At 31.2% G+C, this 22,036-nt stretch carries 21 protein-coding genes and 6 tRNA genes; 12 read left to right on the forward strand and 15 right to left on the reverse strand.

The window, feature by feature from the left end:
• Positions 1–23 precede the first annotated feature (23 nt).
• From B4J88_RS00920 to B4J88_RS00935, 4 genes are all read right to left on the reverse strand, one after another.
• Positions 24–108: transfer RNA gene (locus tag B4J88_RS00920), tRNA-Ser, on the reverse strand.
• 135 nt (positions 109–243) lie between these two features.
• A complete protein-coding gene (locus B4J88_RS00925) occupies positions 244–651 on the reverse strand; it encodes a hypothetical protein (protein ID WP_291065920.1) in 408 nt (135 codons plus the stop codon).
• Between the two features lie 85 nt (positions 652–736).
• Positions 737–1,468, reverse strand: coding sequence for a YebC/PmpR family DNA-binding transcriptional regulator (locus tag B4J88_RS00930; RefSeq protein ID WP_038334591.1), 732 nt, complete (start codon positions 1,466–1,468; stop codon positions 737–739).
• Positions 1,469–1,563: 95 nt separating this feature from the next.
• Positions 1,564–3,672 (reverse strand): M3 family metallopeptidase, encoded by a 2,109-nt coding sequence (locus B4J88_RS00935; RefSeq protein WP_280035593.1) that lies wholly within the window; start codon positions 3,670–3,672, stop codon positions 1,564–1,566.
• A gap of 225 nt (positions 3,673–3,897) precedes the next feature.
• On the opposite strand from B4J88_RS00935, the gene B4J88_RS00940 reads away from it, so the two are divergent.
• From B4J88_RS00940 to B4J88_RS00950, 3 genes are read left to right on the forward strand one after another with little or no spacing between them, the layout of a single operon-like run.
• Positions 3,898–4,542, forward strand: a complete 645-nt coding sequence (locus B4J88_RS00940) for an NUDIX hydrolase (RefSeq protein WP_115001319.1) — start codon at positions 3,898–3,900, stop codon at positions 4,540–4,542.
• A gap of 19 nt (positions 4,543–4,561) precedes the next feature.
• Positions 4,562–5,446, forward strand: coding sequence for a lysophospholipid acyltransferase family protein (locus B4J88_RS00945; RefSeq protein ID WP_038334575.1), 885 nt, complete (start codon positions 4,562–4,564; stop codon positions 5,444–5,446).
• A gap of 18 nt (positions 5,447–5,464) precedes the next feature.
• The gene (locus tag B4J88_RS00950) at positions 5,465–6,817 is read left to right on the forward strand and encodes a UDP-N-acetylmuramate--L-alanine ligase (protein WP_125348833.1); all 1,353 of its coding nucleotides are present in this window, start codon (positions 5,465–5,467) and stop codon (positions 6,815–6,817) included.
• Positions 6,818–7,209: 392 nt separating this feature from the next.
• Here the strand turns inward: B4J88_RS00950 and B4J88_RS00955 are convergent, their stop codons facing one another.
• The 3 genes from B4J88_RS00955 to B4J88_RS00965 form a co-directional block, all read right to left on the reverse strand.
• Positions 7,210–8,034, reverse strand: coding sequence for a helix-turn-helix domain-containing protein (locus tag B4J88_RS00955; protein WP_291046460.1), 825 nt, complete (start codon positions 8,032–8,034; stop codon positions 7,210–7,212).
• 21 nt (positions 8,035–8,055) lie between these two features.
• Complete coding sequence (locus tag B4J88_RS00960) at positions 8,056–8,382, reverse strand: DMT family transporter (RefSeq protein ID WP_038334569.1); 327 nt, start codon at positions 8,380–8,382, stop codon at positions 8,056–8,058.
• 74 nt (positions 8,383–8,456) lie between these two features.
• Positions 8,457–9,110 carry a hypothetical protein gene (locus B4J88_RS00965; protein ID WP_219034762.1) on the reverse strand — a complete coding sequence of 218 codons (654 nt, stop codon included), beginning with the start codon at positions 9,108–9,110 and terminating at the stop codon, positions 8,457–8,459.
• Between the two features lie 218 nt (positions 9,111–9,328).
• On the opposite strand from B4J88_RS00965, the gene B4J88_RS00970 reads away from it, so the two are divergent.
• Positions 9,329–10,087 (forward strand): 5'-methylthioadenosine/adenosylhomocysteine nucleosidase, encoded by a 759-nt coding sequence (locus B4J88_RS00970; protein ID WP_219034761.1) that lies wholly within the window; start codon positions 9,329–9,331, stop codon positions 10,085–10,087.
• Positions 10,088–10,186: 99 nt separating this feature from the next.
• Here B4J88_RS00970 and B4J88_RS00975 read toward each other — a convergent pair.
• The 5 genes from B4J88_RS00975 to B4J88_RS00995 all read right to left on the reverse strand — a co-directional run bounded on the left by B4J88_RS00975 (position 10,187) and on the right by B4J88_RS00995 (position 10,670).
• Positions 10,187–10,267 (reverse strand) — tRNA-Tyr (locus tag B4J88_RS00975).
• 32 nt (positions 10,268–10,299) lie between these two features.
• Positions 10,300–10,373: transfer RNA gene (locus tag B4J88_RS00980), tRNA-Thr, on the reverse strand.
• A 41-nt stretch (positions 10,374–10,414) separates the two neighbouring features.
• A tRNA-Thr gene (locus B4J88_RS00985) sits at positions 10,415–10,491 on the reverse strand.
• 7 nt (positions 10,492–10,498) lie between these two features.
• Positions 10,499–10,579: transfer RNA gene (locus B4J88_RS00990), tRNA-Tyr, on the reverse strand.
• Between the two features lie 17 nt (positions 10,580–10,596).
• Positions 10,597–10,670, reverse strand: a tRNA-Thr gene (locus B4J88_RS00995).
• 277 nt (positions 10,671–10,947) lie between these two features.
• On the opposite strand from B4J88_RS00995, the gene B4J88_RS01000 reads away from it, so the two are divergent.
• The 3 genes from B4J88_RS01000 (at position 10,948) to B4J88_RS01010 (ending at position 14,205) form a co-directional block, all read left to right on the forward strand.
• Positions 10,948–12,594: a Na/Pi cotransporter family protein gene (locus B4J88_RS01000; RefSeq protein ID WP_219034760.1), complete on the forward strand. Its 1,647-nt coding sequence runs from the start codon at positions 10,948–10,950 to the stop codon at positions 12,592–12,594.
• A gap of 29 nt (positions 12,595–12,623) precedes the next feature.
• On the forward strand, positions 12,624–13,013 hold the full coding sequence (locus tag B4J88_RS01005) for a hypothetical protein (RefSeq protein ID WP_115001331.1): 390 nt from the start codon (positions 12,624–12,626) through the stop codon (positions 13,011–13,013).
• Between the two features lie 208 nt (positions 13,014–13,221).
• Positions 13,222–14,205 carry an acyl transferase gene (locus tag B4J88_RS01010; RefSeq protein ID WP_125348829.1) on the forward strand — a complete coding sequence of 328 codons (984 nt, stop codon included), beginning with the start codon at positions 13,222–13,224 and terminating at the stop codon, positions 14,203–14,205.
• A 42-nt stretch (positions 14,206–14,247) separates the two neighbouring features.
• On the opposite strand, the gene B4J88_RS01015 is transcribed toward B4J88_RS01010, so the two are convergent.
• Together B4J88_RS01015 and B4J88_RS01020 are read right to left on the reverse strand one after the other, a co-directional pair.
• Positions 14,248–16,116: a DUF3857 domain-containing protein gene (locus tag B4J88_RS01015; RefSeq protein WP_291065925.1), complete on the reverse strand. Its 1,869-nt coding sequence runs from the start codon at positions 16,114–16,116 to the stop codon at positions 14,248–14,250.
• 70 nt (positions 16,117–16,186) lie between these two features.
• Positions 16,187–17,077 carry a TIGR01777 family oxidoreductase gene (locus tag B4J88_RS01020; protein ID WP_291065927.1) on the reverse strand — a complete coding sequence of 297 codons (891 nt, stop codon included), beginning with the start codon at positions 17,075–17,077 and terminating at the stop codon, positions 16,187–16,189.
• Positions 17,078–17,122: 45 nt separating this feature from the next.
• Here B4J88_RS01020 and B4J88_RS01025 point away from each other — a divergent pair, with 45 nt between their 5' ends.
• On the forward strand, positions 17,123–17,998 hold the full coding sequence (locus B4J88_RS01025; RefSeq protein WP_291065928.1) for an ion transporter: 876 nt from the start codon (positions 17,123–17,125) through the stop codon (positions 17,996–17,998).
• Here B4J88_RS01025 and B4J88_RS01030 read toward each other — a convergent pair.
• Positions 17,995–18,966, reverse strand: a complete 972-nt coding sequence (locus B4J88_RS01030) for a YihY/virulence factor BrkB family protein (RefSeq protein WP_125348824.1) — start codon at positions 18,964–18,966, stop codon at positions 17,995–17,997. The genes B4J88_RS01025 and B4J88_RS01030 overlap by 4 nt on opposite strands.
• A gap of 26 nt (positions 18,967–18,992) precedes the next feature.
• On the opposite strand from B4J88_RS01030, the gene rlmH reads away from it, so the two are divergent.
• The 4 genes from rlmH to B4J88_RS01050 are packed head-to-tail and all read left to right on the forward strand — an operon-like array spanning position 18,993 to position 21,791.
• On the forward strand, positions 18,993–19,466 hold the full coding sequence (gene rlmH / locus B4J88_RS01035) for a 23S rRNA (pseudouridine(1915)-N(3))-methyltransferase RlmH (RefSeq protein ID WP_115001348.1): 474 nt from the start codon (positions 18,993–18,995) through the stop codon (positions 19,464–19,466).
• Positions 19,459–20,292 carry a CPBP family intramembrane glutamic endopeptidase gene (locus tag B4J88_RS01040; protein WP_280052062.1) on the forward strand — a complete coding sequence of 278 codons (834 nt, stop codon included), beginning with the start codon at positions 19,459–19,461 and terminating at the stop codon, positions 20,290–20,292. Before rlmH ends, B4J88_RS01040 begins: the two co-directional genes overlap by 8 nt.
• Positions 20,293–20,874 carry an RdgB/HAM1 family non-canonical purine NTP pyrophosphatase gene (gene rdgB, locus B4J88_RS01045; RefSeq protein WP_038334525.1) on the forward strand — a complete coding sequence of 194 codons (582 nt, stop codon included), beginning with the start codon at positions 20,293–20,295 and terminating at the stop codon, positions 20,872–20,874. It begins immediately after the preceding gene.
• Positions 20,871–21,791: a ribonuclease Z gene (locus B4J88_RS01050; protein WP_219034751.1), complete on the forward strand. Its 921-nt coding sequence runs from the start codon at positions 20,871–20,873 to the stop codon at positions 21,789–21,791. Before rdgB ends, B4J88_RS01050 begins: the two co-directional genes overlap by 4 nt.
• Positions 21,792–22,036 lie beyond the last annotated feature (245 nt).

Here is a 22,036-nt window from a genome sequence, read left to right on the forward strand (position 1 = left end):
TGAACAAATGTTCAAGCTTTTCGCGGAGAGTGAGGGATTCGAACCCCCGGAGGTGTGACCCTCAACAGTTTTCAAGACTGCCGCATTCGACCACTCTGCCAACTCTCCAATAACGCAGTCTATTGCGGTATTGCGAGTGCAAATATAGAACGCTTTTTCGAATTTGCAAACCTTAATTTAAAGTTTTTTTAATACAAAAACATAGTTTATTCAGTATCAAATAAATATTTTTTAAAAAAAAAATTATACAATAACTACCAAAGCTATCTGAATAAGAAAACCAAGTGTAAAAAACAAAGCGGCAAACTTCAATAAAGTAAAGCGAAAAGTTTCATTCAAGATTAATTTATTAACCAATGGTTTCGAGATTTTTTCGTCCAAAAGCTTTTCTACTTTTTTATAGAAAATCAATAATAAAATTATAATCATTATAACAACGATAAATACAAAAAAAGAACTCATCGAATGATAAAACATCACTCCCATCGCCATTCCTAATACAGCTAATATTAATTGTGGCAACTGGTTAATTGCTTTCCGAATCATTTCTTCAGTTTTACTTAACCAATCAGCTCCAAGAATTTCTGGCGCTGCCATCCAAAATGCAACAAATTGTAAAATCAAACCAAGTAAAGTAAAAATTTTTATCATTTCCAAAAATTCAATTATGGTTAAAGATAAAAAAAACCGTTTAAACTAATTTAAACGGTTTTCATATTATTCTTTTCAAAAAAGATTATTCTTCCTCTTCTTCGTCTTCTTTCATCGTGTGATAAACGTTATTTACGTCCTCATCTTCGTCAAATTTCTCCAACAATTTCTCGATGTCAGCTTTTTGTTCTTCTGTTAATTCTTTTGTTGTTTGTGGAATTCTTTCAAATTCTGATGAAATAATTTCATATCCACCTTCTTCTAAAGATTTGAAGATTGTTCCGTAATTCTCGAAAGGTGCAATTAATACAATTCCATCTTCATCCTCAAAAATCTCCTCTACTCCAAAATCAATCATTTCAAATTCTAATTCCTCTAAATCTACATTTTCAGGTTTTTGAATTTTGAAATTACAGATATGATCAAACATAAATTCAACAGAACCTTGCGTTCCTAATTGTCCATTACATTTACTGAAATAAGAACGAACGTTAGCTACTGTACGATTGTTGTTATTTGTAGAAGTTTCAACTAAAACGGCAATTCCGTGAGGTCCATAACCTTCAAAAATAACTTCCTTATAGTTTTCTGTATTTTTATCAGATGCTTTTTTGATTGCGCGTTCGATGTTATCTTTTGGCATGTTAACAGCCTTCGCATTCTGAATCACCGCACGAAGATGAGAATTTGAATGCGGATCAGGTCCTCCTGCTTTTACTGCCATTACGATATCCTTCCCAATTTTAGTAAACGCTTTAGACATTGCCGCCCAACGTTTTAATTTACGTCCTTTTCTAAATTCAAATGCTCTTCCCATTTATACTTGTTTTAATAGTTGCAAATTTATTCATAAAACGAAAAAAATCCAAGAACTATGTCTTGGATTTTTAAGTTGTTAATATTTTAGAATGATTATTTCAATCCGTGGTATTTCAACATTGGTTCAATTGAAGGATTTTTACCTCTAAAATTTTTGTAAATCACATTCAAATCATCCGAATTCCCTTGAGAAAATACTTTATCTCTCAAAATTTGACCATTTTTACGTGACATTCCTCCATTTTCTATTGTCCATTCGTAGGCATCATGGTCTAACATTTCTGCCCAGATATATGCAAAATATCCCGCTGCATATCCTCCACCAAAAATATGGCTAAAATAAGAAGAACGGTAACGAGGCGGAACTTGTGGTAAATTTGTTTTATTATCAATTAAGGCTTGTTTCTCAAAATCGTCTACACTTGTAATTGTTTTATCAACTGAAACTGTATGCCAAGACAAATCTAAAGCTGCAGCAGAAAGTAATTCTGTTAACGTATAACCTTTGTTAAAGTTAGATGCTTTTTTCATTTTTTCTACCAACGCATCAGGAATCGCAGCTCCTGTTTGATAATGCTTTGCATAATTTTTTAAGATAGATGGTTCCGTTACATAATGCTCGTGAAATTGAGATGGAAACTCTACAAAATCTCTTGAAACATTTGTTCCAGATAAAGTTGGATATTTTTGATTCGCAAAGAAACCGTGCAACGCATGTCCAAATTCGTGGAAAGTTGTTACCACATCATCATACGAAATCAATGCAGGTTGACCATTTGCAGGTTTTGTGTAGTTTCCGACATTATAAATAACAGGTTTTGTGCCAAATAAGTGCGATTGCTCCACAATATTACTCATCCAAGCTCCCCCTTGTTTAGAATCTCTTTTGAAATAATCTGTATAAAATAATCCCAATTGCGAACCATCTTCATTAAACAATTCGTACACTTTTACATCTTCATGCCAAGTTGGAATATCTGTACGCTTTTTGAATGAAATTCCATACAATTCTTTCGCCATAAAGAAAATTCCATTCTCTACAACTGAATCTAAAACGAAATAAGGTTTCATTTCATTTTCGTCGATATCATATTTCTCTTTACGAACTTTCTCTGCATAATAGTTCCAATCCGCAGCTGTTAATGTATTTGCTGGATTTTCTTTCTTCGCTAAGGCTTCAAATTCTTTTGCATCTTTTTGTGCCATTGCAGTTGCTGCCGGAATCATTTGATTTAAAAATCCTTTTGCTGCTGTAGGATTTTGCGCCATTTGATCTTGCAAATTCCATTCTGCATAATTTGCAAAACCTAATAATTTAGCTTTCTCCGCACGTTTTTTAACCAAAGTTAAAATTGTAGAACGTGTATCATTTTCATCTTTTTTCTCTGTTCTAATCCAAGCTGCATCAAATAATTTTTTTCTTGAAACTGCATTGGTCATATTTTGTAATTCAGGTTGTTGCGTTGTATTCAATAAACTGATTAAATATGTACCATCAGCTTGTTTGAAAGCCTCTAAATCAGCATCACTCAAACCAGCTAATTCTTCTTTCGTAAAAGTAACGCCACCAGATTTTGTTCCTTTTAATAATTGATTGGAGAATTTAGTTTCTAAAGAAGCGATTTCTCCATTCAATTTTTTCAATTCATCTTTTTGTGCAGCAGATAAATTTGCGCCAGCCAATTCAAATCGTTGATAATATACATCTAACAAACGAGATGACTCTTTATCTAAATTCAATGATTTTTTATTGTCATGTAAAGTTTTTACACGTTGAAATAATTTATCATTCAAATAAATGGCATCGCTATGAGCCGCAAATTTAGGCGACATTTCCTCCTCAACTGCTTGCAACGTTTCGTTTGTATTTGCTCCTGTCAATAATCCAAAAACATGGCTAACTCTCGACAATAATTGACCAGATTTTTCCATTTCCACCAACGTATTTTCGAAAGTTGGTGCTTCAGAATTATTAGCAATTTTATTGATTTCGACTAATTGTTCAGCCATTCCTTGCAACAAAGCAGGTTTGAAATCTTCGTTTTTAATTTTCGAAAAATCAGCAGTTTGATAAGGCAAAGTGCTCACTTCAAAAAAAGGATTTTTATCGTTCCACATACTATTTGTTGACTTTTCACTACAAGAAGTGGCAAGGATTGACGATCCAACCATCATTCCGTAAAAAAGTTTTTTATTAAACATTTTTATAATTTTTAGACCTAACGAAGTTAAAACTTATAATGTTAAATTTCAAAAATATTCAATTTTTCATTCAAACAATGGGAAATATTTAAGCTAAATCTTAAAAGTTAAATAATTAATAAACCTTACCGAAAAGGTTGAATTTTCTTCAACGAAAATAATTATCTTTGAAAAAGAGTGAGGAAAAATTTCACTCTTTTTTATTACCCTAAAAATCAATCCATTTTGTATTTAGATTTAGAAGAATTAAAATATTTATTAGCTGAAAGTGTTGAAGAATTGCCAAGTTGGGAATCACACCAAAAGCTTTCACCTCCATATCGTCAAAAATTTGATTTAGAATATGTAAAACGTACCAATCCTAGAAGTGCGTCTGTGATGATTTTATTGTATCAAAACGAAGATGGAGAAGTTGAATTCCCAGTAACCATGCGTGTTTCTTACGAAGGAGCGCATTCACATCAGTTTTCTTTGCCAGGTGGACAATTTGAAGAACAAGATATTAGTTTTGACGAAACTGCTATTCGCGAAACTATGGAAGAACTTGGTGTAGAGTACGAAAACATTGAGATTGTAAGACAATTGAGCGAAATGTATATTCCGCCAAGTAATTTCTTGGTTTATCCTTACATCGGAATTTATCATGGAGAACCACATTTCAATCCAGATGAGCGCGAAGTACAATACGTTGTTCCATTAAATTTGGAAGCTTTTTTGAATGCTGATTACGAAGTTTTTGAGAGAGAATTTTCTGGTCAAGTTGTCGAAATTCCTGGTTATAACATTGGTGATGATGAATTTCTTTGGGGCGCAACGGCAATGATTTTAGAAGAATTTAAAGATTATCTAAAAATCGTATTAAATTTGTAACTTAAACAATTAAGAACTCGTGTCTCAAAAAGCAAAGAAAAAGAACGCATTTCGCGATTCATTTGGACATTTATATTTCCTAAAAAGGACGTTAATTTTCTTATTAGGATCATTTACTTATAACCGTTACAATGGTTTTAATAAATTAAAAGTTAGCGGTACAAAAAACTTGGTTCATTTGCCAGCTCAAAATGTATTATTCGTTTCGAATCATCAAACTTATTTTGCTGATGTTTTCGCGATGTATCATGTATTTTGTAGTGTAAAAAATGGTTTTATTGATACCATCAAAAATCCAATTTATTTACTTAATCCTAAGATTGACTTTTATTACGTTGCCGCTGAAGAAACAATGAAAGATAATCTTTTGACGAAATTATTCGCCTACACAGGAGCGGTTACCGTAAAAAGAACGTGGCGTGCAAAAGGAGAAAATGTAAATAGAAAAGTAGATTTAAGCGAAATTAACAATATTGATATTGCGTTGCAAAGTGGTTGGGTAGTAACATTTCCGCAAGGGACTACAACTGCGTTTGCACCTGGTCGTCGTGGAACTGCACATTTAATCAAGAAAAATAAACCAATTGTAATTCCAGTTGTAATTGATGGTTTTCGTAGAGCTTTTGATAAAAAAGGTTTGCGTATTAAAAAACGTGGAATTAATGCGACAATGACATTCAAAGAGCCTTTGGAAATCGATTATGAAAATGATTCGAGTGATGCAATCATGAAAAAAATTATGAATGCAATTGAGCAAGCACCAGAATTTAATAAAGTTCGACCAATGGACGAAATTCTTGCTGAAAATAGTGAAAAATCATTGGATGATTATTTGAATGAAGACGACGAAGAGTTTGATGATTTCGAAGAAATGGGCTACGACGAAGAAAATAAAAAAGACTAAAAGAATACAACATACAAAATGAAAAAAGTTCATTTTATTGCAATTGGTGGAAGTGCAATGCACAATTTGGCGATTGCTTTGCACGAAAAAGGATATCAAGTAACAGGTTCTGACGACGCAATTTTCGAACCTTCGAAAACACGTTTGGACCAACGTAGAATTTTACCAGAAGAAATGGGTTGGTTTCCAGAAAAAATTACAACAGATTTAGATGCTGTGATTTTGGGAATGCATGCTCACGCTGATAATCCTGAAATGTTACGTGCTCAAGAATTAGGTTTAAAAATCTATTCATATCCAGAATATTTGTACGAACAATCAAAAGATAAAACGCGTGTTGTAATTGGTGGTTCGCATGGAAAAACGACAATTACATCAATGATTCTTCACGTTTTGCATTATCATAATATCGATGTTGATTATATGGTTGGTGCGCAATTGGATGGTTTTGATGTGATGGTAAAATTGACAGAAGACAACGAATTTATGATTATGGAAGGTGATGAATATTTATCATCTGCCTTAGATCGTCGTTCAAAATTCTTGTTGTATCAACCAAATATTGCGTTGATTTCAGGTATTGCTTGGGATCATATCAATGTTTTTCCAACGTTTGCAGATTACACTTCTCAATTCTCAAAATTCGTAGAATCTATCGTGAATGGAGGTGCTTTAATTTACAACGAAACAGACGAAGAAGTTGTTAAAGTGGTAGAAGAAACGGAGAAAGCAATCAAGAAATTCCCTTATCATTTACCAGAACATTTTATCGAAAATGGAATCACTTTTATCGAAACAGAAGATGGACCAATTCCGTTAGAAGTCTTTGGTAATCATAACTTGATGAATTTAGAAGGTGCTCGTGCAATTTGTAAACAATTAGGTGTAATGGATGATGATTTCAACGAAGCAATTCAATCATTCAAAGGAGCATCTAAACGTTTGGAATTAATTAATCGTACTTCTGATTTTGTTGCGTATAAAGATTTTGCCCATGCGCCAAGTAAAGTAACTTCAGTTACGAATGCAGTAAAAGAACAATATACAGATAAAACAGTTGTAGGATGTTTAGAAATCCACACCTATTCGTCTTTGAATCCTGAGTTTTTGGTGCAATACAAAGGTGCTTTAGACAAAGCTGATATCAAAATTGTAATGTATAGCCCAGAAGCATTAGAAATAAAACGTATGGAAATGATTTCTCCAGAAGATATCAAAAAAGCCTTTGGAGATGATTCTATTTTGGTATTTACAAATGGTGAACAATTGCAAGATTATATCGAAAGTTTAGATAAAAAAGATAAAGTATTTTTGATGATGAGTTCAGGAAACTTCGGTGGAGTAAACTTGAATGAATTATTTAAAGCATAAAAAAATCACCTTTCAATAAAAGGTGATTTTCCACTTAAATATCTATAAAATATAGAAAAAGAGAACTTAATTTTTTAGGTTCTCTTTTTGTTTTTTGTCAAATGGTCAAAATAATCATTTTAGGTTTTTGGATTACTTCTTTTCAAATATCAGTAAACTTAGAACTATTTTAAACTTTTTCGGAACTATTAATTTTAAAAACATTATTTTAGAAAAAACAGAGGTGATATAAACTTTTAGTAATACTCTACTCACTTTTGTTAGCTTTCGCCATCAAAAAACACCTCTGTTTTACTATAAAATTATAGTGACCCTTTTGATAGTAACAAAGATGATAAAAATCGAGATAAAAAAAAGTTTGAAAAGTAGCCTAAAGATGTCCAAAACGGAAGTTATTGTAAACTTTTTCTAAATTGAGTTGGACTAATTTTTAGATGTTTTTTGAAAAAATTTCCGAATGAATATTGGTCAGAAAAGTTTAACTCATTCGAAATTTCAGAGATTGTTTTAGTTGTTTCACTCAACAATACTTTCGATTCACGAATCACAACAGAACTGATTAATTCTTTTGTCGTTCTACCTGTTATTGATTTGCAACATTCAGTTAAATATCGTACTGTAATATTCAATTTATCTGCATAATATTTTGCATCTCTGTTTTCTGTATAACTCTTATTTAAATCATTCAAAAAACGCTTTACAATATCATCTTTTCGCGTTCCTTTTCTTACAATAATTGTTTGTTGTTTCGAAAGTTCGCTAAACGTTGTGTAAACAATCGCATAAAATAAATTGAACTGTAAATAGCGTACGAATTTGGTCAATTTCTCTTGCAAACGCAACTTCAATTGCAATAAAAGTTCGATTAAAGCAGAAAATTCTATTTCATTGAAATGATAATTATTGATTCTACCTTCACCAAAAAATTGGTTGTATTCATAACCACTCAAATCGATAATCGATGTATCTAAAATCTTTTTGGTTAAAACTAAACTCAACAATTCTAAATCAGATGATTTTGAAATTATTTGGTAAGATTTATTAGGTTCTGGGAAGAAAACATCGTGTTGTTTTAGTTTAATTTCTTGGTCATTTTGAGAAATAATTAAATAACCATGCTGAATAAAAATCGTCTTAATCAAATCTTTTTTCAAACGTTTATTTTCAACAGTTTGCTGAATAAATTCCTCTTGATCAAAAACATTAAAATTCTCCATAAATCAACACTTTAATTTCAGTTAATTTGACACAAATTTTAACCCAATAATAGAGCAAATTAAAGTCGTTAAGAAGAAAACGCGCCAAAAACTTGCTGGTTCTTTAAAAATAAAAATTCCTACTAAAACTGTTCCGACTGCTCCAATTCCTGTCCAAACTGCATAAGCCGTTCCGATTGGTAATGTTTGCGTTGCTTTTACCAACAAAACCATGCTCACCGTTAAGAAAAATAAAAAACCACCATACCATAAATACGTGTCATTTCCGGTTGCTTCTTTTGCTTTTCCAAGACATGATGCGAAACCGACTTCGCACAATCCTGCAATTAGTAAAATTACCCAATTCATTTTTTACTGATTTATTTATAAAAATTAAGACTACAAAAAATTGTAGCCTTAAAATTAATTATTTATTTTTTGAATTATTTACCGAAACTATCGCTAAATTCTACTTGACCTTTGATGTGTACTTCGCTCCATGTTTTAGAAACGCCATCTGCACCTTTGTGTAATTCTAAACAAGCTTGATTAAGAGCTTCTATTGCTTTTCCTGTGTTAAAATCCATCAAATCAACATCTGTTTCAATTGAAAAAACATTGTTCTCAAACGTTGATTTTACTTCGTATTCTTTAGAAGCATTATTCAACGTTAAATTCAAGAAAGTTTTACCATCTCTGAAATGTAATTGACCTTTGATTTCGCTTGTATTAATCATATTTCCAAACAAAATATCTTTCAATTTTTGATCACGATCAATTTGATCAGAATTTAATGTAGCAACTGTCGCTATAATATTTGCACCTTCTAAAACTTCTTGAGGCGTTTTTCCATCTTCTTTTGCGTCTTTCACCAAAACAACATCAAAACGTCCTGAAACAGCCACTTTTTCTGTTGTTTTATAAGCCGTCCACTCAACTCCAGATTTTCTAATTACACCCTCTACAATTTCCGTTGGTTCTTCCACTGTAACAGCAGATTTAGCAGGTTGTTCAACTGGTTTTTCTTCTGTTTTATTCGTACAATTCATCAGCATTACTGATGCACAGCATATAATCGCTATAGATAATTTTTTCATTTCAAACTTTTATGCTACAAAAATACAACAAGCCAAGACTAATTCACAATTGATTTTTAACATATTCTGAAAAAACTCTACTTTTGTAAGATGATAAAAAATCTTCTAAATACATGTTTGATTATCATTTGTTTGCCATTTATCTTAATTTATGAGATTTATTGTTCGGTTTACAAATACAGAAAATAAATTGGTAACTTCGCTTTCAAATTGGAAAGATGAGCGAAAGAATAATAGGAATAATAGGCGCTATACCGCAAGAAATAAACGGTGTAGTCAATTTATTAACAAACAAGCAAGAACATAAAATTGGTCGAAGAAGTTATTTTACTGGAAAATTAAACAATCAAAAAGTTGTGGTCGTTTATTCTCGTGTTGGTAAAGTTGCTGCCTCTGCTACGGTTACAACCTTAATCCTTGAATTTAACGTTTCTGAATTGATTTTTACAGGTGTTGCAGGTGGAATTCATGCTGATGTAAAAATTGGAGATATTGTTCTAGGGCAAAGTTTGATTCAACATGATATGAATGCTCAACCTCTTTTTCCTGCTTACGAAATCCCAATGTTAGGAAAAGCTTATTTTGAGGCTGATTCTTCTCAATTAGAAGTTGCGACAACAGCTATTTTAGAAATTTTAGAAGAGCAACATTTGCATAATGTGATTTCTGAAAAAGATTTGGATAAATTTAATATTCATCAGCCTCAACTACATGTTGGTTTAATTGGATCTGGAGATTTATTTTTCTCGACAAATTCTCAGAAAGAAAAATTACAACAAAACTTACCCGAAATACTTTGTGTCGAAATGGAAGGCGCTGCAGTAGCACAAGTTTGTTACGAATTTGATATTCCTTTTATCATCATAAGAACAATATCAGATGATGCCGACGATCATTCTACATTAGATTTTAATAGTTTTATAGAAAAGATTTCGAATGTATATTCAATAGAAATTATTAAGAACATCATCAAGTAAAAAGTCCTTTAAAAAGGGCTTTTTTTTTGATGCTCACATTAATAAAAAAATCATCAAAAGATTTGATGATTTGCTTTTCCAAATATTTAAAATGGATTGTGGGGAGAGCAGGATTCGAACCTGCGAAGGTTACCCAACGGATTTACAGTCCGTCCTCGTTGGCCGCTTGAGTATCTCCCCGCCTAATAATAAAGTATTCTTCAAAAAAGAAGAGCCGATAGAGGGACTCGAACCCACGACCTGCTGATTACAAATCAGCTGCTCTAGCCAGCTGAGCTACATCGGCGATTTTTTATTTTTGTTTTAAAAGTAAAATATAAACTTTTTTGGAGCCGATAGAGGGACTCGAACCCACGACCTGCTGATTACAAATCAGCTGCTCTAGCCAGCTGAGCTACATCGGCTTTTTAGTGGGGAGAGCAGGATTCGAACCTGCGAAGGTTACCCAACGGATTTACAGTCCGTCCTCGTTGGCCGCTTGAGTATCTCCCCGACCTATATTTTTGCTGAGCCGATAGAGGGACTCGAACCCACGACCTGCTGATTACAAATCAGCTGCTCTAGCCAGCTGAGCTACATCGGCAAAAATATTATTATTTGTATATTTCAAATTGAAAACAGGATATTCATTTCTCGAAAGAAGTATTGTTCCTTTTTCGTGGTGCAATATTAGGGCAGTTTTTCGAATCTCGCAAATGTTTTTTCAAAAAAAAGTAGAAGTTTTTTCTAAAAATTTACTTCAATTTTGAAAATCAGAATTTTAGAATTCAAAAAAAGATTAAACTTTTTTTCAATAAAAGTAAAAAAGATAATATTCTATTTACATTAGAGTCCCTATTTTTGTAGTCAATTAATCATTAATGCATCTTATCATACAAATTTTGCAACTTTTCGGAGCAATTGCTTTGTTCATTTTTGCGATAAAACTATTAAGCGAAAATTTACAAGCGTTATCTGGATCGAATTTTAAACGCACTCTAAACAAATTAACCAAAAACAATTTATCGACAATTGTTACAGGTACTTTTTTTACAACAGCTATACAATCTTCCTCGGCTGCGAGTGTGTTTATATTGGGATTTGTAAATGCTGGATTGATTAATTTGCGAAAAGCATTTGGCTTAATATTAGGCGCAAATATCGGAACTACGCTTACATTGTGGTTGGTCTATTTCGGAATGAAATTCGATTTGGTACAAATTGCATTGCCTCTTATACTGGTGGCTTTTCCATTTTATTTATCGAAAAAACGTAACCAAAGAAAAGTAGGTGGAATTTTATTTTCGCTTTCCTTACTTTTTCTTTCGCTTTATTTCCTGAAAACTTTTTTACCTTCTATCGAAAGTCATCAGAAGTTACAAGAATTCTTTCAGCAATTATCGCATTATGGTTTTTTGACTAATTTGTTATTTATTCTATTTGGAATATTACTAACGGTTTTAGTCCACTTTTCATCAGCATCAATTACGATTGCAATTTTATTAGCGAGCAAAGGTTTACCTATCGAATTAGCTGCAATGATTGTTTTGGGAGCAAATATAGGAACAACTTTTACAGCGCATTTAGTTGCCGCAATTGGAGATAAATACACGAAAGTTGTCGCAGCATTTCATACATTTTTCAATATTGTAATTGCGTTGATTTTTATGTTGATTGCAAATTTTGTTTTAAAATTTATTGGAACAACAATTTCATCAAATATCGCTGTTCAACTGATTACTTTTGATACTATTAGTAATTTCGTCGGGGTCATTTTGTTTACGCCTTTTATCAATAAAATAGCTTTCTATTGTCAGAAAAAATATTTCTCTGTAAAATCAGCAGACAATAAATTAGAATTTTATGCAATTCCATTCGGAACAAATTCTGACCTATATAAAAATGAAGCCAACAAAAAACTTCTGAAACTCGCTTCTACAACGAAACAAACGATTTATACGCTTGGGCGAATGATTACTGAAAGTGATGAAGAAAAGATTTTGGTTTTTCGTGAACGAATTTTGGAACTGGAAAAAGAAGGTGATCAATTGGAGAGAGAAGTCAATGAATTTTTGAATGAAATTGCTGATTTAGATTTACCAAACGAAAATACAATTGCGATTCATCAACTAATTACACTTTGTCATCATCTGGAAAGTGTGGGCGATATTGCGATTAAGATTTCTTCTATTCATCGTCGTCGTAGAATGACAAATAGTTATTTTACACCAAAAATGAGAACGTATTTGGTCGAATTTCAAAATAATTTGGATCAAACAACGCGTATTCTAAATCAAAATTTGAACGAAACACAAGAAGAAGTTTCTATCAAACAAGCGGAGTTTATCGAAAAAACGATTAATACAATTTACAAAGAAGCCGAAGCAAATTTAATGAAGACGATCGAAAAAGAGAAACTTTTGACTACAAGTGCGCTTTTCTACAAAGATCTAATTCAGAATTACGAAATTCTTGGCGATCATCTTTACAAAGCCAATGCAACAATTGTTAAGCTAAAAAATCAGTAGATTTTTGTAAGTTTAAAGAAATTTATTGCATGGCTACTACATTTACAATAAAGCTTGAAGAACAAATTATTGGAACTACAGAATTTGAATTTGCAGATGTTCCGATGGGAGTTGTTTATGGCAAAATAAATTTTATAGATATTGAATCTCCTTATTTATTATTCAAAAATTATTGTTTAGCAAATAACATCCATATAAATTATGATTCTGAAAAAGAAAGATTGATAGACACAGCGATTATTCCAAATCTTAGAATTTATTATAATGATTTTAAAGAAGAATTAAAAAGTTGGGGAAGTTCTATTTCTGGAATTGAAATTTCTGATGACGTATTTGAATTTGAAATTACTTTATATGGTTTAGAATCTGAAACGATGTCAACTTTATTCAAACATCATTTTGATGAATATTTTAAATAATAACTTGTCTTGAATTAAAATTCGTCAATTCGAGTGATTTTTAGAAATATATTTCTAAAAATTGTATCGAGAATTAAGATGAATTTTATCTTCTAAAACCTTATTCTCGACACAAAATTCTAAACGAATTTCACTCGAATTGACGGTTTTATTTATAAAATAATATAATTACTTCGCTCACTTCTACTCTATTTTGTAATTTTGCAAAATGTTTGATTCAAAGCAAATTTTTTCTATTCAATCCGAAAAAGATTTCCAAAACGTAGCATTGGAAGTTTTCCGTTATCAAGCGCAAGAAAATGAAGTGTACAAAAACTTCTTAAATTTCTTGAACGTTGATTATTCTACTGTAAAACACACAAACGAAATTCCTTTTTTACCGATTCAGTTTTTTAAAAAATTTGAATTGATTTCAGGAAATCGTGAAGTGGAAAAGATTTTTACAAGTTCTGGAACAACTGGAATGGCGACAAGTAAACATTTAGTAACGGATTTGGCATTGTATCATTATAGTTTAGAAAAATGTTTTGAACAATTTTACGGACCTCTTTCCGATTACACTATTTTCGCGCTTTTACCTTCGTATTTGGAGCGTACAGGTTCGTCTTTAATTGATATGGTGGAGTATTGGATTGAGAAATCTGGCAGCGATAAAAGTGGTTTTTATTTGTATAATCACGATGAATTGTACGAAAATATTCTCGCGCATGAAAAAACGGGTAAAAAAGCTATTTTGATTGGTGTTTCGTTTGCTTTATTAGATTTTGTTGAAAATTATAAAATGAATTTGCAGCATACAATTGTGATGGAAACTGGCGGAATGAAAGGTCGCAAGAAGGAAATTACGCGCGAAGAATTGCATTCAATTTTGAAAAATGGTTTCGGCACAAATGAAATTCATTCGGAATATGGAATGACGGAATTGCTTTCGCAAGGATATTCTAGAGGAGATTTGACATTTAAATCGCCAAATTGGATGCGAATTCTGATTAGAGAAACCGAAGATCCTTTCCAGTATGTTGAAGAAGGAAAAACAGGTGGCGTAAATGTGATTGATTTAGCAAATTACAATTCGATTAGTTTTATTGCAACTGATGATTTAGGTAAAAAAATAACTCACAATCAATTTGAAATATTAGGACGTTTCGATCATTCGGATGTGCGAGGTTGTAATTTGATGGTGATTGAATAATAAACAAAATCCCGCACTGAAAAATTCAGTGCGGGATTTTGTTTATTTCTTTTTCATTAAAACTTCTTTCAGAGATTCTGTTTTTATTTTCTCAAAAAATTGTTTCAATTCATTGTATTTATCCGCTTCATAAACACCTTCTGGCAATAAAAATTGAATTGCTAGTATCAATTGTCCATCTTTCACTTTTGCTTCCTGATAATACTCTAAACCAAGCTCAGTTTTGTGATGCGCTTTGTATTTTTCATCAATTATCACTTCATAACCTTCTGGAATTTTAGATTTCACCTGAATATTAAACAAATAAGGATAATTAAATTCTATTTTGCGCTGACGATTTTTATCTTCAAAAGTATATTGTTTTAGAAATTCGCGCAAAGGATTAATAAATGTATAAAATGGAGCATTCGGAATTACAGCTTTTGCTTTATAATTTTTAACGTAAGAATCAGTATCAAAAAACGTTTTATCATTAATTTCTTCGTCCAAACGCACATCTAAAGATTCAGTCAAATACCTATTCAAAACATTTTTTTCGTCTACATCATCATCATAAAAATAACCATTGAATTTGTCTTTACGATAAAGAACTAAATTTCCATTACTCATAAAATCATACTTTAATGATGATTCGTAATAAGACAATTTTTGATTCAACTTTACAAAAGAAGCTTCACCTTTTTTGATGACAATTCCGTGATAATTAAACACGTCTAAAGGTCCAAATTCGATTTGCTCTTTATTTAATTTCGAAGCATCCAAAATAATATTTGAAGCGCCATTATTCAATTTCACAACCGTCAAAACAGAATTGAATTGATTGACAATTGGATAAGAAAACAAAATTTGTCCATGATGACGACTACTAAACATAACCATCGAAGTTTCGAAACCTTTGGCTGTTAAAATTTCATTCAATAAAAGATTCATATCTGCTGTAGAACCAGACTTTTCTTTCAATAAAGTTTTGTTTGAACGCGTTGGAATAATTCCATAAAATCTGTTCCATTTTACATTTGAATCAATATATTCAATCACATTTTTCAAAGTTTCTATCTCATCTTTTCCATTCGGAATATTTTGCGCTAAATCTCTGATTGCAGAAGGATTTCGATACAAATCATATTGTGCATTTATATCTTGAATCAAATCTCTCCACGCGCTCATCGTAGTTTTCTTTGCACCATCTGTATGATAAGTAGCAGCCTGTATTTTGATACGTTCACTTTGATCTTCAGGATTATAAACGTATTTTAATTGATTATAACTTTGGATATTATGTAATAACCACTCCGTTGAACTTGATTTGCCTTTATACTTTGTATTCAAACCATCACCAATTGTAATAATCGAATATGTACCATAAGCCTGATTATTTAATCGAAACTTGCTCGAAAGCGTTGGTATATCATGTTGGAAATTCCACGCATCAATAGAAAAATTGTGTTCGCTACTTTTGATATAAGTATATTCGATAATAGAACCAACTTTTACATTTGGAAAAGTAAAACGTTTTACAGCATACAATTCATTTAAAGAAACATCAAAAATTTCTTTCTCATCAATCGGAGTCATTTGCTCTACTCCATTTACAATATTTATCGTACTTCCCTTGATTCCGCTTATAGATTCATTTCTATTCTTGCTGTAATAATTCAGTTGTATATTTGCTTCATCAAGTCCTTTATCAGTCAGTATTTTGATTCTTCGTTTTACAGTCAAATAATAATTAGACGAAGTTAAATCCATTTTTCCTTCTTCCGAAAGAATAACAGCATCTACATTTTTCTCAAAAGGAACTTGAGTTAAGTTAATTTCTTGCTCCGAAATTTTTCCGAATTTTAAATCTTTCGATTGCGCATTTGTATATAATGCAATAAATAAAAAGAGTAAAGTAATTTTTAATTTCATTTCAATTTGTAATTCCTGCAAAAGTACAATACACAATAATACATAAAGAATAATCTAAATAAAATTTTCGTTACTTTTCTATCAATTCTTCTAACGCTTTTTCTAAAGTAGGATATTGAAATTTGAAACCTATTTCTTGAATTTTAGTTGCGTCAATTCTAGATCCATTTAGGACTAAACTACTCATCTCACCTAATGCTAATTTCATAACAAAAGCAGGAATATTAGGAATAAAAAAAGGTTTATTCATTATTCTCGCTAGCGTATGATTGAATTCCGAATGATTTATATATTGCGGTGAAGATGCGTTATAACTTCCTTTTATTTTATCATTATCTACAGCTTCCGCATACATTTGTATCAAATCTGTAATATGTATCCAAGGCATCCATTGTTTTCCGTTACCTAGATTTGCTCCTACACCAAGTTGAATAGGTTTTTTTAATAATTTGAAACCTTCGCCGTTTTTAGACAAAACAAAAGAAGTTCTAAGACAAACCACTCTTGCACCTATTTTTTCGAACTGATAAGCAGCATTTTCCCATGCGACACAAACTTTACCTAAAAAATCAATATTCGGTTCATCAGATTCTTTGAAAATTTTGTTCGAAGTAATTTGTCCATAATAAGCAGTTCCAGACGCGGAGATAAAAAATTTCAAATCAATATTCAATTTTTTGACATACTCAAAAAGTAAATTCGCTGTATCAACTCTACTCGAAAAAATTTCTTTTTTGTAAGAATTTGTCCATCTTTTCGCAATTAAGCTTCCAGCCAAATGAATAATTCCATCCAAATTTTCAAAAACTTTTTCATCAATTGTATCTTTCTCCCAATGATAAAAAGGATGTTCAATCTCTTTTTCTCTTGTCAAAATACGAACTTGATGTCCATTTTTAATTAAAATCTTTGTTAATTCTGAACCAATTAATCCACTTCCACCAGTCAATAGAATATTCATACTAAAATTTTTTCCTAATTTAGCTCATTCCAAAAATATAAACTAATGTTTAAAGGTAGATTTCCTTATCTAAAAAGAATGGGAGCTGATGAAGAAAAGAAGCTAAAACAAAAAATATTCGATATAGTTTTTGAAGCTGATACACCTTATGGAAAATTTTTTGACATCTCTTTATTACTTTTAATTTTATTGAGTGTTGGCTTAGTTATGTTGGAGTCTATTCCGGCAATTAACGCAAGACACCATACAGTTTTAGTATCTTTAGAATGGATTTTAACCTTTTTGTTTACTATAGAATATTTATTAAGAATCTATTGTGTTAAAAATCGTTGGCGCTATATTTTTAGTTTTTATGGAGTTATTGATTTATTGTCTATTTTACCTTTTTATCTTGGTTTAGTTTTACCTACAAGTAAGTACCTAGCAAGTATTCGTATTTTAAGATTACTACGTATTTTCAGAATTTTTAACCTTACTCGATTTACACGTGGAAAAAATGTGTTGGTACTTGGACTGAAAGAAAGTAAAGATAAAATCATTGTTTTTTTATCATTTGTTCTCTTAATTGTTGTTGTAATTGGCTCGATTATGTATATGGTTGAACACGATCATCCTGAATCTGGTTTTACAAGTATTCCAATTAGTATTTATTGGGCAATTGTTACTTTAACAACAGTAGGTTATGGTGATATTTCTCCTGTCACTGGTTTGGGACAATTTTTAGCATCTGTTGTTATGATTATAGGTTATGGTGTAATTGCTGTTCCGACAAGTATTGTAACAATGGAAATGAATAAAGCAGCTAAACATAATGAAGATATCCCTACAAATACACAAAGATGTCGCAATTGTGGTGATGATTATCATTTAGATGGTGCTATTTATTGCAAAACCTGCGGGCATCTTTTAAATGAGCCTTAAAATTTATCCAAATTAATAAATCGATTATTGTCGATATGGTTAACGTATTCGTAATTTTTGGTGTAATTAATTGACATATTCAATTCATAACCAACTAACATCAAAATCACATTGATGTATACAAAAATCATCATAATCATTACTAATCCAAGCGATCCATACAACAAATCAATGTTTGTAAAATAACTTAAATACGAATTAAAACCTATCACAGTTAACAAGAACAAAACTGATGTCAAAATAGCACCAGGTAAAACTGTGCTACGCGATTTTTTGTGATTTGGTCCGAAATAATACAACATACACATCGAAACAAAGTAGAAAAGAAATACCGAAAAATAGTTGATTAGATACGAAAACTGTCCAAGTTTACTTAAAAATGAAACGTTGGTTAAGTATTTCCAAATAATTGATGTCGAATAAGATAAAAACACTTGTAACACAATAAAAACTGTAAAAAACAAGGTTAAAATTATCGAAATCATTCTCGATTTTGAGTTTTTTCGCTTTACATAAACATCTTGATACGAAACATTAAACCCATTTATAATTCCTTGTATTCCGTTAGATGACATAAAAATTGTAATCAAAATCAAGAAATAATTCACTTTACGTTTTCCTTGTACAGCCGTCGTTTTATCAATATACGAAATCACTTCATTGCTCACATGTTTAGGCAAAAGTTGCGGAAGAAGTTGTGTAAATAACAAGTTTTTTATCTCTTGGTAATAAACCAAATGCGGTAAAATACTAAACAAAAAAAGCAAAAATGGAAACATACTAAAAAATAAAATCCATGAAACTGCTGCCGAACGCAACGGAAAATTACCTTTCATGACGCGAATCCAAAAAACTTTCAAGAAATCATATACCGTGATACCTGTATTTTTGTTCATCAATTTTGTTTTCGACCAAGCTCGAAAATAATTTATTCCTGTATATGTTTTAAAATCTTGTAGAATGCGCATATTTTTGTCTCAATAAATAATTTTGAATGAATATTACGACCATTTGTATCGGTAAAACAGACGAAAAAGCCATCGAAATGCTATTACAAAAGTATGAAAATCGATTGCCTTCGCACATTAATTATCAAAGAATTGAAATTCCTGACATCAAAAATCGTAAAAATTTGTCCGAAATTCAACAAAAACAAAAAGAAGCTGAGCAAATTTTGAATAAAATCATCAATACAGATTTTGTTATTATTTTGGATGAAAAAGGAAAACAGCCTACTTCGAAGCAATTTGCAGATGATATTCAGAATTACATGAATCAATCTGTCAAAAATCTTGTCTTTGTGATTGGTGGTCCTTATGGTTTTGACGAATCTGTTTACAATCGTGGAAATAAAAAAATGTCTTTATCCAATATGACATTTACGCATCAAATGGTTCGTTTATTTTTGACTGAGCAAATTTACCGAGGATTTAGTATATTGCAGGGTAAACCTTATCATCATGAATAACACCTCTCCATTTGAAGAATTTGTTCCTAAGCAAGAAAATAAACTAAGTTTTGGTATTGGAAAAGCTCTTTTGTATAGCGCAATTGCAGTGATTATAATGCAGTTTGCTGGCGGAATTATTTCAGTTCCAGCACTTTTTTACAAACCGCTTAATCACTTACTTTTACCGTTAGGATTTTTAACAGGAACGGTTTGCGCAATTGTTATTTTATTGATGTTGACACAAACTAAATTTGCATCAATTTTAAAAGATATCAAACATTCTTTTACTCCAATTCAGCTCATATTATCAATAGCTTGTTGGTTATTTCTTTTGCCTTTAGCCGAGGTTGCAACAAGTTTAATTCCAACAACTGGACCTTTAGAAGAAATCTATAAAATCTTTCAAGCTTCTTTTGAAATGATGTTAGATTACAAAATCGCTGGATTTATTATGATTTGTATTTTGGCTCCAATTTTCGAAGAAATTATTTTCAGAGGAATAATCTTGAAAGGAATGCTAAATTTCAATGTAAATCCTACCACTGCAATCTTAATCAATGGTTTTATTTTTGGATGCGCACACATGAATCCTTGGCAATTTATAGGCGCCGGACTTTTAGGAATCATTTTTGGAATAGTTTATTACCGCACAAAATCGTTGTTTTTGCCTATGTTATTACATTTCTTAAACAATACACTTTCCTACTCGTTAATGTTAATGCAAGGCGATATGGAAGGCGAAGTTTTTGCGCAAAGAGATTATTTATTAATTGGAGGAATGACACTTATCGGAATTTTATCTGTCTATTTATTAATCAAAAAAAACAGAACAAAAACAATATAAATGGAATTAATTTTTGCCACACATAACAACAATAAAGTAAAAGAAGTTACAAAAATGTTACCTTCTTACCTATCGATGAAATCGTTGACTGATATTAATTTCTTTGATGAAATTGAAGAAACTGGAACAACTTTCGAAGAAAATGCGCAATTAAAAGCGAAAACTATTTTCGATAAAACGGGTAAAAATATCTTTGCAGATGATTCTGGATTAGTGATAGAAGCGTTAGATGGTGCGCCTGGTGTATATTCTGCTCGATATGCAGGTACTGGAAAAGACGAAGATAATATCGCAAAAGCGTTGAAAGAATTGGAAGGAGAAACGAATCGAAAAGCTTATTTTATTTCTATTTTCTGTTTAATTTTGAATGGAAAAGAATATTTTTTCGAAGGTCGCGTAAATGGAACAATTGCTACCGAAATTATGGGTGATAATGGTTTTGGTTACGATCCTATTTTTATTCCTGATGGTTTTTCAAAATCATTTGCTCAAATGACTGCTGAAGAAAAAAACGCCATTAGTCATAGAGGAAAAGCTGTCGAAAAATTAAACGATTTTTTAATTAATCTAAACGTAAATTGAGTTTACAACTAACAATATTAGGATTTAATTCGGCATTACCAACGGCTTTTACGCATCCAACCGCACAATTATTAAATATTGCAGAACGCTATTTTTTGATTGATTGCGGAGAAGGAACACAAGTACAATTGCGAAAAGCAAAGGCAAAATTCAACCGAATAAACCACATTTTTATATCGCATTTACATGGCGATCATGTTTTTGGATTGATTGGATTAATTTCCACACTTCAATTACTTGGTCGCGATATGCCTTTGCATATCCATGGTCCGAAAGGAATTGAGGAATTTATTACGACACAATTACGCTTAACAGAATCCAATAATTCATTCGAGATTATTTTCAATGAATTGCATACAAAAGAATCTGTTTTAGTTTTTGAAGATGATAAAGTTGAAGTTTATTCTATTCCGCTAAATCACCGAGTGTATACCAATGGTTATCTTTTTCGAGAAAAGCCAAAACCTCGAAAATTGAATATGGATACAATCGAAGAATTTCCTGAAATTGAAATCTGCGATTATCAAAATTTGAAAAATGGAAAAGATTTTACGTTAGAATCTGGAAAAATAATTCCGAATGATTATTTAACATTTGATGCTCAAAAGTCCTTGAGTTACGCGTTTTGTTCGGACACAAAATATAAACCAGATATTGTTCCAATTATAAAAGATGTCGATTTGTTATATCACGAATCAACATTTTTACACGAATTGAAAGATTTAGCGGTTTACACAGGGCATACAACTGCAAAAGAAGCTGGAATGATTGCGAAACAAGCCAATGTAAAGAAATTAATTTTAGGTCATTTTTCTAATCGTTATCACGATTATAAACCTTTGTTAATCGAAGCCCAAGAAGAATTTACGAATACCGTTTTACCAGAATTGTTGAAAACAATAAAAATAGAAAGTTAGTAATCAAAATATAAAAAAATCCGTTCGATAGTCGAACGGATTTTAGTTTTACAAATGTTTCTCAATCCTATGGATTTTGAACTAAAACTCCTTTAGAAACAATAATTTGTTGTTCAGGAATATATTCAATTACTTCATTTGCTGTAGCAAGAATAGTGTATAATGGATTACTTCCTGATAAATGTGTACCAGGGTAGCGTCTATCCATTGTCAACCCATTTCTATATGTGGGTACGTCATATCCT

Origin of the sequence: Empedobacter sp. UBA5036 (assembly GCF_002415215.1) — a bacterium.
GTDB lineage: Bacteria > Bacteroidota > Bacteroidia > Flavobacteriales > Weeksellaceae > Empedobacter > Empedobacter falsenii_B.

Coding starts and splice junctions, on each gene's coding strand:
- B4J88_RS00925 (WP_291065920.1), bottom strand. CDS start 651: ATGATAAAAATTTTTACTTTACTTGGTTTGATTTTACAATTTGTTGCA.
- B4J88_RS00930 (WP_038334591.1), bottom strand. CDS start 1,468: ATGGGAAGAGCATTTGAATTTAGAAAAGGACGTAAATTAAAACGTTGG.
- B4J88_RS00935 (WP_280035593.1), bottom strand. CDS start 3,672: ATGTTTAATAAAAAACTTTTTTACGGAATGATGGTTGGATCGTCAATC.
- B4J88_RS00950 (WP_125348833.1), top strand. CDS start 5,465: ATGAAAAAAGTTCATTTTATTGCAATTGGTGGAAGTGCAATGCACAAT.
- B4J88_RS00955 (WP_291046460.1), bottom strand. CDS start 8,034: ATGGAGAATTTTAATGTTTTTGATCAAGAGGAATTTATTCAGCAAACT.
- B4J88_RS00960 (WP_038334569.1), bottom strand. CDS start 8,382: ATGAATTGGGTAATTTTACTAATTGCAGGATTGTGCGAAGTCGGTTTC.
- B4J88_RS00965 (WP_219034762.1), bottom strand. CDS start 9,110: ATGAAAAAATTATCTATAGCGATTATATGCTGTGCATCAGTAATGCTG.
- B4J88_RS00970 (WP_219034761.1), top strand. CDS start 9,329: ATGAGCGAAAGAATAATAGGAATAATAGGCGCTATACCGCAAGAAATA.
- B4J88_RS01000 (WP_219034760.1), top strand. CDS start 10,948: ATGCATCTTATCATACAAATTTTGCAACTTTTCGGAGCAATTGCTTTG.
- B4J88_RS01005 (WP_115001331.1), top strand. CDS start 12,624: ATGGCTACTACATTTACAATAAAGCTTGAAGAACAAATTATTGGAACT.
- B4J88_RS01010 (WP_125348829.1), top strand. CDS start 13,222: ATGTTTGATTCAAAGCAAATTTTTTCTATTCAATCCGAAAAAGATTTC.
- B4J88_RS01015 (WP_291065925.1), bottom strand. CDS start 16,116: ATGAAATTAAAAATTACTTTACTCTTTTTATTTATTGCATTATATACA.
- B4J88_RS01020 (WP_291065927.1), bottom strand. CDS start 17,077: ATGAATATTCTATTGACTGGTGGAAGTGGATTAATTGGTTCAGAATTA.
- B4J88_RS01025 (WP_291065928.1), top strand. CDS start 17,123: ATGTTTAAAGGTAGATTTCCTTATCTAAAAAGAATGGGAGCTGATGAA.
- B4J88_RS01030 (WP_125348824.1), bottom strand. CDS start 18,966: ATGCGCATTCTACAAGATTTTAAAACATATACAGGAATAAATTATTTT.
- rlmH (WP_115001348.1), top strand. CDS start 18,993: ATGAATATTACGACCATTTGTATCGGTAAAACAGACGAAAAAGCCATC.
- B4J88_RS01040 (WP_280052062.1), top strand. CDS start 19,459: ATGAATAACACCTCTCCATTTGAAGAATTTGTTCCTAAGCAAGAAAAT.
- rdgB (WP_038334525.1), top strand. CDS start 20,293: ATGGAATTAATTTTTGCCACACATAACAACAATAAAGTAAAAGAAGTT.